This is a genomic window from Olleya sp. KKT75 (assembly GCF_055635485.1).
Map to the genome: position 1 here is coordinate 2,603,964 of NZ_CM145759.1, position 14,166 is coordinate 2,618,129.

The window sequence follows — 14,166 nt, forward strand, 5'->3', positions numbered from 1 at the left end:
AGGCGTTATATAAAATCCTATAAGTAATGAAGATGTTATTAATTGGGTTTTGCAGATTCTATTAGAAATATCAATTAATGAATATGGAGTAACCTTTTACAAGTAGCAACATGTTTTTTAATAAAAACTTAAATAGGCGATACGTCGTTGCATTGCGACAAAAAAGGAATATTTTTTAGTTTAATTCACTTGGTTTTTGCTTTGTTTTAATTTTATTGAAATAAAATTACACACTCTAAAAACCAATAGCTTTATCATCACCACGTCGATCGGCACCACCTTCTAATGTTCCATTTTCTAAAACTAATATCCCATCAACTTTACCAATAACATCAGCATTTTCTTGATTTATAGAATAGCCTTTTGCTTGTAATTGTGTTATTAATTCTTCAGAAAATGAGTCAGGCTCCATTCTGATAGTATCTGGTAACCATTGATGATGGAACCTTGGAGCATTGACGGCTTCTTGCATAGACATTTCAAATTCGTGTACATTTAAAATAGTCTGCATCACGGACGTAATAATAGTAGAGCCTCCAGGCGTACCTAACGTCATATACAATTTACCGTTTTTTTCTACAATAGTTGGCGTCATAGAACTTAACATACGTTTTTCTGGGACAATGGCATTTGCTTCTGCACCAATTAAACCATAGACATTTGGTATGCCAGGTTTACTTGAAAAATCATCCATTTCGTTATTAAAAAAGAATCCTAGTGCTTCACTATATAATTTTGAACCATATCCTGAATTTAATGTTGTGGTTACCGCAATGGCATTTCCATATTGATCCACAATGGAGTAGTGGGTTGTTTCGTCACTTTCAATAATTTGTACTTTACCGTGTGACACTTCTGATGATGGTGTTGCTTTTTCAAAACTAAAATCAGCCATTCTATCATTTAGATAAGCAGCACTAATTAAATGGTTTTGCGGAATGGTTACAAAGTCGGGGTCGCCTAAGTAAAAACTGCGGTCAGCATAGGCACGACGCTCAGCTTCCGTAATAACTTGAATTGTTTTAAGACTGTTATGACCAAATTCATCTAATTTATAATCTTCTATTTGTAATAATATTTGTGCTAAACATATTCCGCCACTAGAAGGTGGTGACATGGATATGATGTTTAAATTATCATATTCAAAAGTTATGGGTGTTCTCCAAACTGCTTCATAATTTTCTAAATCTTCGGTAGTAATAATCCCACCATTGTCTTGTATAAATGCTGATAGCTTTTTTGCGGTTTCACCTTTATAAAATTCATCACGACCATTAGTCATTATGGCTTTTAACGTATTTGCTAAATTAGGTTGTTTAATAGTGTCATTTGCTTTCCAATGGTTACTAAATAAGATTGGTGTTTTATTTACAGTGTTAAAATCGTCACGCTTATCATCTAATACGGCTTGGTCTTTTTTTGTAACCACAAATCCACGATTTGCTAAATCTATAACCGGTTGCATAATTGTTTCAATAGGCAGTGTTCCAAATTTTTCATGCACTGCAAATAATCCTGCAATAGTACCAGGAATACCAACAGCTAAAGCTCCTTTTGTGCTTAAGTTAGGGATCACATTACCCAAACTGTCTAAATACATGTCTTTGGTAGCTAGTTTAGAAGCTTTTTCGCGATAATCTAAAGCGCCAAAGCTACCGTCTTCTAAACGGTACACCATAAAACCACCGCCGCCAATATTACCGGCATACGGATAACATACTGCTAAAGCTAAGTCTGTTGCTATCATGGCATCAAAAGCGGTCCCGCCTTGCTCTAAAATGGCACTTCCAATTTTAGAAGCTTCTTCTCTAGCAGAAACGACCATAGCTTTTTTTGCTATTAAACCACGTTTTTGTTCTGTTTTACAACTGTAAAAAGCAACAGAGAGACAAATAACTAATACAAGTTTTTTCATTTTATTGAGATTGTAAAGTGTCTAAGGTTTGGTTTGAAAAGGCTATTAAATCATCAAAAAAACTAGTGAATTCCGCTTCGAATTCTTTATAAAATTCTTCTAGCTCATTAACAGCTAAATTCATTTTAGATCTATTTTTAGTACGCTTATTCATGCCTTCTAATACTTTAGATATGCCTTCAATAGTGGCATAACTTAATAGCCAATTATCAGCTAGCATGTGAGGCATCATTTTTTGAATACGTTGTGGTAGTATTTCAAAATTATCTTCTAGTGTTTCATAAAAATCATCAATATATTCTTCTAAAGGAACATCAGAATATTTGGACCAATTTTTTGCTAAATAATGATCATATAAAATGTCCACTATAATTCCAGAATAGTGTCCATAGTTTTCATGCAGACGTTTAGTGCTTTTTCTTACAGTTGGATGGGCGTCCGTAAAGGTGTCAATCTGTAAATGTAATCTTATACCTGTTTGGATTTGGTCTTCAAAATGATCGTATTTATTACCTCTAATACCATCGGCAATAAAATTACCAATAGTTATTTTTTTGTTATTTCCGGAAAGATATATGTGCGCAAGAAAATTCATCTTATAAATATATGTATTTTTAGCCTGTAAATTATATAATTTGAATCGATTACCTAATTTAGATGTGTTACGTTTTGTACTTGCTAGTTTTGTGGTGTTTTTTCACTTACCACAATTGTGTCGCAATCAAGGACTTCCGTATTTTTTAGATGCTCCCATATTTAATCGTGGGACAGAAGCGGTATGCATGTTTTTTGTTTTGAGTGGTTTTTTGATTATTAAATTAATTTATAATGAGAAGCAAAAAGGAACGTTTTCCATTAAGAAATTTTATGTCAGACGTATTTTAAGAATTTTTCCACTGTATTATTTAATCGTAATTTTTGGCTTTTTGTATTATTGGGTAATTCTTCCAAACTTAGGGATTCCTTTTGAAAACAATTATGCTTTATGGGATGGCATTTTATTGAGTGTTTTTTTCTTGCCAAATATATTTAAGGATTTATTTATGCCAGGCGGTGTTTTAGAAATATTATGGTCTATTGGTATTGAGGAACAGTTTTATTTAGTGATTGCACCATTATTATTTGTGATTAATAAAAACAAGATTTTATTTGTTTTATGTCTGTTAACTGGGGGTTACTTTATCTTTTATCATTTGGAAACCTTTTCTTTTTTAAGTGAATTTACTATGGTATTTTTCTATATGTTTTTTGGAGGAATTGTAGCCATATTGGAAGAGAAAAAGCAGTTAAAATTTTTAAAAAAATCAAAATTAATACCATTATCTATTTGTGTTTTAACGCTATTGTATTTTACAACAGGCCTATTGTTTTTTAAACAAGAGTGGTTATTTAACCTTTTTACTATGGTATTGTTTGGCTTATTTATACATAGTATTTGCCTTAATAATTTTGGTGTTGAAATTAGAAGTAAAACCCTTAATTATTTAGGACAGATATCTTACGGATTATATATGTTTCATGTTATCGCTTTAAACGCTGTAGTTTTCTTATTTTTGAAACTGCAAAAACACGCTTTATTTAATGATGGCTTTGCTATAGTCCTTATTTATATATTAACTTTTGCATTAACCATAACAATAGCGCATTTTTCGTTTAAATATTACGAAAGCTATTTTTTAAAACTTAAAAACAAATTTAGAGAATGACACTTATAAAATCTATATCAGGAATTAGAGGAACTATTGGAGGGGCAGTTGGAGAAAATTTAACCCCAATTGATGCTGTAAAATTTGCAGCAGCTTATGGAACTTGGTTAAAACAACAACGTAGTAAAACAGACTATAAAGTAGTTGTTGGTCGTGATGCACGTTTGTCTGGAGATATGATCCAAAATTTAGTAATGAATACTTTAGTTGGTCTAGGAATACATGTTGTAGACTTAGATTTATCTACAACACCAACGGTAGAAATTGCTGTGCCAATGGAACATGCAGATGGAGGAATTATATTAACAGCAAGTCACAATCCAAAACAATGGAACGCTTTAAAGTTGCTTAACGCGAAAGGAGAGTTTTTAGATGGAGCAGAAGGACAAAAGATTTTGGAAATTGCAGAATCTGATGCTATGACATTTGCTGAAGTTGATGACTTAGGTAAAATTACTAAAAATGATGCTTATATCGATATTCATATTGATGAAGTATTGGATTTAGAATATGTTAATCAAAAAGCCATTGAAGACGCTAATTTTAAAGTTGTTGTGGATGGGGTAAATAGCACTGGAGGTATTGCTATTCCTTTATTATTAGAACGTTTAGGAGTAGAAGCTGTAAAATTATATTGTGACCCAACAGGTCATTTTCCACATAATCCAGAGCCATTAAAAGAACATTTAGGTGATTTATCTGCTGAGGTTAAAAAGCATAATGCCGATTTTGGTATAGTTGTAGACCCTGACGTTGATAGATTAGCTTTTATGGACGAAAATGGAGAGATGTTTGGAGAGGAATACACTTTAGTTGCATGTGCTGATTGGGTATTAAGTCAAAACCCAGGGAATACGGTTAGTAACATGAGCTCAACAAGAGCACTTCGTGATGTTACTGAAAAGCATGGTGGTACATACGAGGCTTCAGCAGTGGGAGAGGTTAATGTTGTAACTTTAATGAAAAAGAACAATGCTGTCATTGGTGGTGAAGGTAACGGAGGTATTATTTATCCAGAGTCTCACTACGGGCGTGATGCTTTAGTAGGTGTTGCTTTGTTTTTAAGTTTGTTAGCTGAAAGAAAGCTAAGCGTTAGCGAATTACGCAAAACGTATACAAGTTATTTTATGAGTAAAAAGAAAATACAATTAACACCTACGTTAGATGTTGATGCTATTTTAAAGGCAATGGAAGAAAAATACAGCAACGAAAATTTAACAACTATTGATGGTGTTAAAATAGATTTTGCTGAAAGCTGGGCACATTTACGTAAGAGTAATACAGAGCCAATTATTAGAATTTATACGGAAGCTAAAAGTCAAACAGAAGCAGATAATTTAGCTGATAAAATTATTACGGAGATTAAGCAGATTGCAAACATCTAAGGATATTAACCTTTAAGTTATAAGTTATGTACGTTACAAAAGCACAAAGAACTGAAAAGTCTAAATTAGAAGCTTATTTTTCTAAATTTAGAAAACATATTGTTGGTATAGATCAAGAATTTGAATCGCCTTACGGAACTCAAAAAATGATATATACAGATTGGACGGCTTCAGGACGATTGTACAGACCTATAGAAGATAAATTACTAAACCAATTTGGACCATTTGTAGCAAATACACATACCGAAACAACGGTATCTGGAACTGCTATGACAAATGCCTATCACAAGGCTAGGCAAATTATTAAAGGACATGTTAATACCAATGCGGACGATGTTTTGATTGTTGCGGGTAACGGTATGACCAGTGTCGTCAATAAGTTTCAGCGTATTTTAGGTTTAAAAATACCTGAAAACTTAAAAAAATTTACAACAATTCCTGATGAAATAAGACCTGTTGTTTTTGTAACACATATGGAGCATCATTCTAACCATACGTCTTGGCTAGAAACTATGGCTAAGGTAGAAGTTATTCCTGCTGGCGATGATGGCTCATTTAGTTTAGAAAATTTAGAAATTCTTTTAGAAAAATATAAAGATTGCACTTTAAAAATAGCTTCTGTAATAGGCGGAAGCAACGTTACAGGTATCGAAACACCATACCATCAAATTGCTAAATTAATGCATAAAAATGGAGGTGTGTGCTTTGTGGACTTTGCTTGCTCTGCACCTTATGTAGATATTAATATGCATCCAGAAGATGAAGACGAAGCGTTAGATGCTATTTTCTTTTCTCCACATAAATTTTTAGGAGGTCCTGGTACTTCAGGTGTATTGGTGTTTAATAAAAAACTCTACAAAAATATGGTTCCCGATTGTCCGGGAGGTGGTACAGTTAGTTGGACAAATCCTTGGGGAGAACATAAGTATATTGATAATATTGAAGATAGAGAGGATGGTGGTACGCCAGGCTTTTTGCAAACCATTAAAACTGCTTTAGCTATAAAGTTAAAGGATCAAATGGGAGTTAAAAATATTTTGGATCGAGAGCATGAATTACTGCACCAAATATTTAGTAATTTAGACCATGTTGACAATATTAATATATTAGCAGGAGATCAAAAAAAACGTTTAGGAGTGATTTCTTTTTATATAGATAACTTACATTTTAATTTAGGTGTAAAATTGCTAAATGATAAATTTGGAATTCAGACTCGTGGAGGTTGTAGTTGTGCTGGTACTTACGGGCATTATTTATTACATGTAGATCAAGAACAGTCTACTAGTTTAGTCAATCAGATTTCTTTAGGAGATTTAATACGTAAACCAGGTTGGATCCGTATGTCTATACACCCTACAACAACATGTAACGAAGTAGATTATGTTTGCGAAAGCTTAATTGCTTTGGCAGAAAACCATGAAGAATGGGCTAAAGATTATGAATATAATAAAGCAAATAATGAGTTTATACATAAAACATTTGTGCCAAAAAACGATGTAAGAGTTAGTGATTGGTTTGAAATGTAATACCTGTTTTTGATAGAGAAAGTAGTAGGCGTTATTATAAAAAAAGACCTCAGAATTTTAAATAATTTTGAGGTCTTTTTTTTAGAATACTATTTGTAATCTTCAGGAGATTTATCACGATGTTTCCAGCGTTTGTGTGTCCATAAGTAATACTGCGGAGCTTCATGGATTTGGTTTTCTACTAATTTAAAAAAAGCATCCGTTATCTCGTAATCTTTAAAACTATTAGGTTCTTCCGCTAATGTTGTAAACGTCGTTTGGTAATAGCCTCTTTTAACGCGTTTAACAGCAAAATAGACCACAGCCATATCTAATTGTTTAGCTAGCATTTCAGCTCCTGTATAGACGGGGACATTAATACCCATAAAATCTAACCAATGATGCGCTTTATGTGGTTTAGGGCTCTGGTCAGACACAAAACCGTTTATAGTTAATTCGTTATTGCTTTTAGCTTTTTGTAGTGTAGCAGCGGTTTCCTTAGTAGTTATAAGGTAAGAGTTGTATTTAGCCCTAATACGTTTGACTAATTTGTCAAAATGTTTGTTTGCTAATTTCTTGTAAACTGCATATCCTTTGCTACTAACATGATTTTGTAAGATAAAAATCCATTCCCAACTACCATAGTGCGCACACATTAAAACAATACTTTTATTATTGTTTTCGTGCTTATGTATTTCTTCAATGTTTGGAAACGTCATACGTTTCATCATTTGTTTTTCAGAAATAGTTAGAGATTTTATAGCCTCTACAATCATATCACAAAAATGATGATAGAATTTTTTTCTAATATCATTAATTTCAGCTTCAGCTTTATCAGGAAAAACAAGATGAAGATTTTCTTTTACTGTTTTCTTTCTGTACCCAATAATATAGTAGATTAAAAAATATAATCCATCAGAAAAAGCATATAATAGCCTGAATGGAAGAATGGAAATTAACCATAAAAAAGGATAAATTAAAATGTAGGCTAATAATTGCATGAATACTTATTAATTTTGCTAGAACAAATATATGTTATATTTGATTTAAACTTAAACTAGATAATGGGTAATTTCAATTTAATAACTATTATAATTATTGCAGCAAATGTTATCATTTCCTATAAAGGATTTGAAGATCGGGCTTTTTTTGAAAAGTATAAATTTAATGTTGGTGCTATAAAAAGAGGAGAGCAATTTAGAATATTTAGCTCTGGTTTTTTACATGTTAATCCGCAGCATTTACTGTTTAACATGATTACACTTTTCTTTTTTGCATGGCTTGTTATAGCAAGAGTCGGGCAAACCAAGTTTGTAATTATTTATTTAATAAGTTTAGTAGCTGGAAGTTTGTTGTCCTTAGTGTTTAATAAAAACAACTACCATTATAGTGCAGTTGGCGCCAGTGGTGCGGTAATGGGAATTATCTATTCCGCTATTTTATTTGATCCTTGGATGCAAATTAACTTTATAATTCCGGGTTGGGTCTTTGGTATTGGTTACTTGTTATATTCAATTTATGGAATGAAAAAGCAAATAGGTAATATTGGTCACGATGCACACTTTGGAGGTGCTGTTGGAGGTTATGTTACTACTTTGATTATTGCGCCTAGGTTATTACAAACAGATTTAACAATGGTGTTAGTGTTAGCTATTCCAATAGTTGTTTTATTTGTAATGCAAAAATTAGGTAAAATCTAGTTTCCTAAAATTTCGGCAACCTTATCTTCAAGTGCTTTACCACGTAAGTTTTTAGCAATTATTTTACCGTCACCATCTAAAATATAGGTTGCAGGTATCGAGCGCACACCATAAATTTGTGCAATTGGTTCTTGCCAACCTTCAAGGTTTGATAAGTGTTTCCAAGTTAGTTTGTCTTTAGCAATAGCATCTATCCAACGTTGCTTTTGGCCTTGCTTATCTAAAGATACTCCAACAATTTCTAATCCTTTACTATGGTATTTATTATACATTTTTACCACGTTTGGATTTTCTCTTCTACACGGTCCACACCAGCTAGCCCAAAAATCTAGAATGATTAGATCTGCTTTAATATCTCCTAAAGACAACGCTTTTCCTTCAGGTGTTTTAGCTGTAAATGTAGGGGCGTAGTCACCAATATTAGTTCCAAAAACAAGAGGCTTTTGTGGTTCTTGTTTACAAGAAAAACTTAATGTTGCGACTAGAAAAAGTAAGATATATGGTTTCATAGTAATATTATTTCTCACAAATATAAAATATAAAAATTGAATTTTTTATGTCTATTTTTGCAATATGATTTATAACGACACAATTGTAGCATTAGCAACTGCTTCGGGAGCAGGAGCAGTAGCTATTATAAGATTATCAGGTAAGGATGCCATCGCAATTGCGGACCGCTGTTTTGAGTCTGTTAAGAAGCAAAAAACACTTTTAAACCAGAAAACACATACCATACATTTAGGTCATATTGTGGATGATAAGCGTACTATTGACCAAGTATTAGTTTCTGTATTTAAAAACCCTAACTCTTATACTGGTGAGGATGTTGTAGAGGTGTCTTGTCATGGATCTATTTATATACAGCAAGAAATTATACAATTGTTTTTAAGAAGTGGTTGTAGAATGGCTAATGCAGGTGAGTTTACATTGCGTTCGTTTTTAAATGGTAAATTAGATTTAAGTCAAGCTGAAGCTGTCGCAGATTTAATTTCGAGTGATAATGAAGCATCGCATCAAATTGCAATGCAACAAATGCGTGGTGGTTTTTCTAGCGAAATAGCTAAACTTAGAGAGGAGCTAATGAATTTTGCGTCTTTAATCGAGTTGGAGTTAGATTTTGCAGAAGAAGATGTAGAGTTTGCAGATCGCTCTCAATTTCAAGCTTTAGTCGAAAAAATAACCTTTGTATTAAAACGCTTAATAGATAGTTTTGCAGTAGGTAATGTTATAAAAAACGGAATACCTGTCGCTATTGTTGGAGAACCAAATGTTGGAAAGTCTACACTTTTAAATGCCCTTTTAAATGAAGAAAGAGCAATTGTAAGTGATATTGCAGGTACGACTAGAGATACTATTGAAGACGAGTTAGTGATAGAAGGTATAGGGTTTAGATTTATTGACACTGCTGGAATTAGAGAAACTAAAGACGTTGTAGAAAGTATCGGTATCAAGAAAACTTTCGAAAAAATGGAGCAAGCTCAAGTTGTTGTGCTTCTTTTTTCTGCTGAAGAATTTAAAACAGAAAGCAAACGATTAAAAATAGAAATTGAAAAAATTAAAAATAGGTTTCCATTAAAACCGCTTTTAATTATTGCTAATAAAATAGATACTCTAAATGTAGAAGAGTTAGATAGGTTGAATCTTGAGTTTGAAGGTGTTCATTTATTATCAGCTAAATCAGGACTTGGAGTAGAGGAGTTAAAAGACAAGTTGATCGGTTTTGTAAATACAGGAGCACTTCGTAATAACGAAACAATTGTGACTAATACAAGACATTATGATTCGTTATTAAAAGCTTTTGAAGAAATTCAGAAAGTAAAATATGGTTTAGAATCTGGTTTGTCAGGAGATTTGTTAGCAATTGATATTAGACAAGCATTATACCATTTTGGAGAAATTACAGGCGAAATTACTAGTGATGATTTACTAGGTAATATTTTTGCTAATTTCTGTATTGGCAAATAAATGACTAAAAAATACTAAAACAAAATAAATTATAACACACATTATCAATTAGTTACGGTTTTTATAAATGCTGAAATTTTATTATATTTTAATAAGTTTCAGTATTTTTTGTACCTATTTTGTACCTCGTTTCGTGTTTTTATTTATATTTGAACCATAGGGCGAAATGATGGCACCTAATTACACCTAATTACACCTAATTTCTCTTAATGTATCTTAAATCTCCTTAATGATGCAAAAAAAAAGGAGAAATTAATAGTTATAATGAGTTCAAATATTCGAATTAATAGAGTTTGTGAAAATTGCAACACACCTTTTGTTGCAAAGACTACTGTTACACGGTTTTGTGGAGGGAATTGTGCTAAAATTGCATACAAAAAGCGAAAAAGAACCACTAAGGTAAAAAAGTCAAATACTAATACCTTAAAAATTAAACTTGAACCTTTAGAGGTTATTCAAGTCAAGGATTATTTGACTGTAAAAGAAACATCTGCACTCTTGAATATTTCTAAAAGATCTACATATAGATTAATTAGAGAAGGGCAACTTAGGGCTTCTAATTTGTCTGAGAGATTGATACGTGTAAAGCGAACTGAAATCGACAGACTACTAACTAGATTTTAAAAGATTATAATGGCAAATATAACTGTTCGTAAAAAGAAACTGGCTAATGATATGTATAGTTTATATCTAGATTATTGGCCTGCAATAACCAATCCTAAAACAGGTAAAGAAACTAGACGAGAGTTTTTAAAATTGAAATTATATGGCAAACCTAAAGATGCTAAACAGAAAGCGCATAATAAGGAGATGTCTGAATTTGCTGAAATTATAAGAGCAAAACGTTTAGTTCAGTTTAGGGAAAAAGAATATGGTTTTAAGGAAAACGTTAATATCAGTGTCAATTTTATAGCGTTTTATAAATCGGTGGTTGGAGAGAAGTTAAACACAACTAGTCATTCTAATTATTTAGCATGGAAAGCATCTTTAAAATATTTAACGGAGTTTGCTGGAGCCAAGATTTTAACTCATCAATTAAATGAGGGACATGTACACAGGTACCGTTTGTTTTTATTGGAAACTAAAAGACTTAAAGCGGACTCAAAACTTACATTATCCGTTAATACAGCTTCAACCTATTATAAGCATTTTATAGGGGTGTTGAAAAAAGCCTATAAGAGAAATCTTTTACTTACCGACTTAGCAGATCATGCAGAGTTTATAAAAGAGGAGCAGACTTATAGACAGTATTTAACAGAGGAAGAGCTTGATGTTTTATGGAAAACTGAAATAAAAATAGAAAAGATTAAGCACATGGCTTTTTTTGCTGCTTTAACTGGGTTTCGTTTTTCAGATATTTTAAACTTAAAATGGGAGTCCATATATAAGGATAAACACCAAGGTACTTATATACAGCTAAAAGAGCAAAAGACAGGAAATATCAATAATCATCCTATTTCAGATTCGGCTTACAGTTTGCTAAAAGCGCAAGGTGTTGGTCAGGGAGTTGTTTTTAAGGATATAAAGTATACACAAGTAACTAGACCTCTCAAACAATGGATTATTGACTCAGGTATCAATAAGAAAATATCATTTCATAATTTTAGACATAGTTATGCAACACTTCAATTAGCAAACGGGACGGATATTTACACTGTTTCTAAACTATTAGGGCATAAAAATGTTTCTACTACCCAGATATATACCAAAGTTATGGATAAGAATAAAATAATAGCAGCTAATAGAATTAACCTAGATTTAGATGGATTACTTACAGATATATAAAGAGCAATTTGAAAAAACTTTTTTAGAGATAAAAACGGAAACTATAAATAAACTAAAATCAGCTAAGGCAAGAAAAAAGAGCTTCAATAAAACTTTTAGTAATATCACAGATGATTTATATAAACATAGATCAAAGCTTAGTAATCAGTTAAGAGATAGTGGGTTAAAAACCTGTGTTGACTTGTTTGAGAATAAATGGTCTGAGTATGATGAGAATTTGACTGAAGATGAAGTTAATTTATTGATTTTTGATAATGAAATAAAAATTGAGTATGAAAGGTTAGGACATAAATCACTAGATGTTTTTATTAAAAATCTAGCAGAGTCAAATTCTGCTACAGAAATACAAATTCACCTAAGTGTTTATCACGGTTACTATAAGCTAGTATATGAGTTAGATAGATATGATTATTTTTATGGGCGAAAATTTGAAAATATTAGCTTTGAAAACTCTGAAGAATTCAAAGATATGATTAAAATAAAACATCCTAACAATTCTAACGAATCACGTGGTTTGGATGTCGTAGATATATCAACAGGCGGATCTGAAGCAGTTAAAGGTGATGTAGTCGTTAATAATACAGGTTTAAGTACGAGAGATTCTATTCAAAATGAATTTAGCATTAAAGAGAGAGCTGTTTTGATTCACTTATTAAAATACAGGTTTAAGGATTTAAAATTAACAGAAATAACCAAGGTAATACTAATAATAGGCGCTACAGATCAGTTTGAGATATTTGAAGTTAAAAGCGCTAGTGATAGTTATTTGTATAAACAGGCACAAAAAGGATATTCTGTATTTAAGCGTAACGAGTTAAAATCAAAGATTAGTGAATTGGGGGTGAAATTAAAAAATCATGGTCTAAAAGAAATTGAAGAGGAATTAAAAATTGATTTTTCTAATCATTTAAGTATAAAATAATAAAGAATAATAAAATGTGTAATTTTTTTAACCTTTAAAACAACTTTGTTTTAAAGGTTTTTTTTGTTTAAGTATTTGTTGTCTAGTTTCTTATGGTATCCATGTTATATCCATAGCGTATCCATTAAGCTAGTTAAGAGAGGTTGTTAATCTAATTTTGTATAACAATTAATCACTAATAAATTAAATTAGAATGAACAAAAAACAATTTTTTGTAATGGATGACGAAGCTATAAATGAGCTTGTCAATCGTATTACTACTCAATTAAATCTTTCTTTAAGCAGAGACAAATCTCTTCAGGAAGATGAATTTATGACCATTGAAGAACTGTCCACATTTATTTCCATGACAAAAGGAAGTATATATGGATTAGTTCATAAAAACACAATTCCTTATCATAAAAAGGGTAAACTCTATTTCTTAAAATCCGAAATCATGGATTGGATTAAAGAAGGTAAGCAAGAAACTAATGCTTCACTTCATGACAGAGCCAATGATTATCTTTTAAAAAACCCATTTCAATAAGCGTTAGTCTAACGTTAAATTAACGCAAAATGGATAGATATACATACAATTGTAACTATTGTGGTGTACAGTACACCCCTAGAAGAAGAAGGATTCAAAAATATTGCAGTAACAGTTGCAGAGTAAATGCTTTTAATCAAAAAAAGAAAATAAAGCAACTGTCACCTAAATTTGAAAACCCGAAAATGCAAACAACAAAAGACAAAATGTCTTGGTCTGGAATTGGTAATGCAGCTGTAGGAACTTTGGCAACTAATATGGCGACTAGCTTATTTACTAAAGAAGAAAACAAACCAGCAACAAAAGGAGATATTCAAAAACTATTAACGGGAAGCGCACAAAAGTTAGTCCTAATTAAAAATCTCTCTCCACAATTTGATGGATCAAGAGCATATTTTGATACACAACAACAAATACTAATTTATAAATAAAAAACCATGAAAAACACTACATACAACAAGCCAGATGGCTTAACAGTACTAGAAGAATGTAACAAAATTATATTAAGGGAATTAAGCAATAATAATTCCGAATTATCTATTCGAATACTAAGTGAATTAATGCGTAGAGTAAATATAGGGATTCAAATAATTAGTTTTAAGCCAAGGCTACCGCTTTTTCAAATAGAAGAAACAGTAAAAGAAATATGCAGGGCGGACCCTTCTGCGCAAGGTGTAATAATAGAAATGTTGTTCACTAAAAAATATGAAACCCTCGACCGTTCCAAGTTATCTTTATTAACAATAAAAGTATAGCT

The 14,166-nt window shown here is 31.6% G+C and carries 15 protein-coding genes; 11 read left to right on the forward strand and 4 right to left on the reverse strand.

Features of this window, described 5'->3' with window-relative positions:
• Window positions 1–235: 235 nt before the first annotated feature.
• Together ggt and ACZ2G2_RS11730 are read right to left on the reverse strand one after the other, a co-directional pair.
• Window positions 236–1,915, reverse strand: coding sequence for a gamma-glutamyltransferase (ggt, locus tag ACZ2G2_RS11725; RefSeq protein ID WP_470392240.1), 1,680 nt, complete (start codon window positions 1,913–1,915; stop codon window positions 236–238).
• A 1-nt stretch (window position 1,916) separates the two neighbouring features.
• Entirely contained in the window at window positions 1,917–2,510 is a 594-nt protein-coding gene (locus ACZ2G2_RS11730; RefSeq protein WP_470392241.1) for an acyl carrier protein phosphodiesterase, read from the reverse strand.
• 40 nt (window positions 2,511–2,550) lie between these two features.
• Here ACZ2G2_RS11730 and ACZ2G2_RS11735 point away from each other — a divergent pair, with 40 nt between their 5' ends.
• The 3 genes from ACZ2G2_RS11735 to ACZ2G2_RS11745 are packed head-to-tail and all read left to right on the forward strand — an operon-like array spanning window position 2,551 to window position 6,532.
• On the forward strand, window positions 2,551–3,621 hold the full coding sequence (locus ACZ2G2_RS11735; RefSeq protein ID WP_470392242.1) for an acyltransferase family protein: 1,071 nt from the start codon (window positions 2,551–2,553) through the stop codon (window positions 3,619–3,621).
• The gene (glmM, locus tag ACZ2G2_RS11740) at window positions 3,618–5,006 is read left to right on the forward strand and encodes a phosphoglucosamine mutase (protein ID WP_470392243.1); all 1,389 of its coding nucleotides are present in this window, start codon (window positions 3,618–3,620) and stop codon (window positions 5,004–5,006) included. Before ACZ2G2_RS11735 ends, glmM begins: the two co-directional genes overlap by 4 nt.
• 26 nt (window positions 5,007–5,032) lie before the next feature.
• Window positions 5,033–6,532, forward strand: a complete 1,500-nt coding sequence (locus ACZ2G2_RS11745) for an aminotransferase class V-fold PLP-dependent enzyme (protein ID WP_470392245.1) — start codon at window positions 5,033–5,035, stop codon at window positions 6,530–6,532.
• An 89-nt stretch (window positions 6,533–6,621) separates the two neighbouring features.
• Here the strand turns inward: ACZ2G2_RS11745 and ACZ2G2_RS11750 are convergent, their stop codons facing one another.
• A complete protein-coding gene (locus ACZ2G2_RS11750) occupies window positions 6,622–7,512 on the reverse strand; it encodes a lysophospholipid acyltransferase family protein (protein WP_090842120.1) in 891 nt (296 codons plus the stop codon).
• 63 nt (window positions 7,513–7,575) lie between these two features.
• Here ACZ2G2_RS11750 and ACZ2G2_RS11755 point away from each other — a divergent pair, with 63 nt between their 5' ends.
• Window positions 7,576–8,211: a rhomboid family intramembrane serine protease gene (locus ACZ2G2_RS11755; RefSeq protein ID WP_090842122.1), complete on the forward strand. Its 636-nt coding sequence runs from the start codon at window positions 7,576–7,578 to the stop codon at window positions 8,209–8,211.
• Here the strand turns inward: ACZ2G2_RS11755 and ACZ2G2_RS11760 are convergent.
• Entirely contained in the window at window positions 8,208–8,720 is a 513-nt protein-coding gene (locus ACZ2G2_RS11760) for a peroxiredoxin family protein (RefSeq protein WP_470392248.1), read from the reverse strand. The genes ACZ2G2_RS11755 and ACZ2G2_RS11760 overlap by 4 nt on opposite strands.
• Window positions 8,721–8,784: 64 nt before the next feature.
• Here ACZ2G2_RS11760 and mnmE point away from each other — a divergent pair, with 64 nt between their 5' ends.
• From mnmE to ACZ2G2_RS11795, 7 genes are all read left to right on the forward strand, one after another.
• On the forward strand, window positions 8,785–10,176 hold the full coding sequence (gene mnmE, locus ACZ2G2_RS11765; RefSeq protein WP_090842126.1) for a tRNA uridine-5-carboxymethylaminomethyl(34) synthesis GTPase MnmE: 1,392 nt from the start codon (window positions 8,785–8,787) through the stop codon (window positions 10,174–10,176).
• Window positions 10,177–10,440: 264 nt separating this feature from the next.
• Complete coding sequence (locus ACZ2G2_RS11770) at window positions 10,441–10,800, forward strand: helix-turn-helix domain-containing protein (RefSeq protein ID WP_470392251.1); 360 nt, start codon at window positions 10,441–10,443, stop codon at window positions 10,798–10,800.
• A 9-nt stretch (window positions 10,801–10,809) separates the two neighbouring features.
• Complete coding sequence (locus tag ACZ2G2_RS11775) at window positions 10,810–11,961, forward strand: site-specific integrase (protein WP_470392252.1); 1,152 nt, start codon at window positions 10,810–10,812, stop codon at window positions 11,959–11,961.
• A complete protein-coding gene (locus tag ACZ2G2_RS11780) occupies window positions 11,939–12,883 on the forward strand; it encodes a hypothetical protein (protein WP_470392254.1) in 945 nt (314 codons plus the stop codon). Before ACZ2G2_RS11775 ends, ACZ2G2_RS11780 begins: the two co-directional genes overlap by 23 nt.
• 193 nt (window positions 12,884–13,076) lie before the next feature.
• A complete protein-coding gene (locus ACZ2G2_RS11785; protein ID WP_470392256.1) occupies window positions 13,077–13,409 on the forward strand; it encodes a helix-turn-helix transcriptional regulator in 333 nt (110 codons plus the stop codon).
• Between the two features lie 29 nt (window positions 13,410–13,438).
• Window positions 13,439–13,840: a hypothetical protein gene (locus tag ACZ2G2_RS11790; protein ID WP_470392257.1), complete on the forward strand. Its 402-nt coding sequence runs from the start codon at window positions 13,439–13,441 to the stop codon at window positions 13,838–13,840.
• 6 nt (window positions 13,841–13,846) lie between these two features.
• A complete protein-coding gene (locus ACZ2G2_RS11795; protein ID WP_470392258.1) occupies window positions 13,847–14,164 on the forward strand; it encodes a hypothetical protein in 318 nt (105 codons plus the stop codon).
• Window positions 14,165–14,166 lie beyond the last annotated feature (2 nt).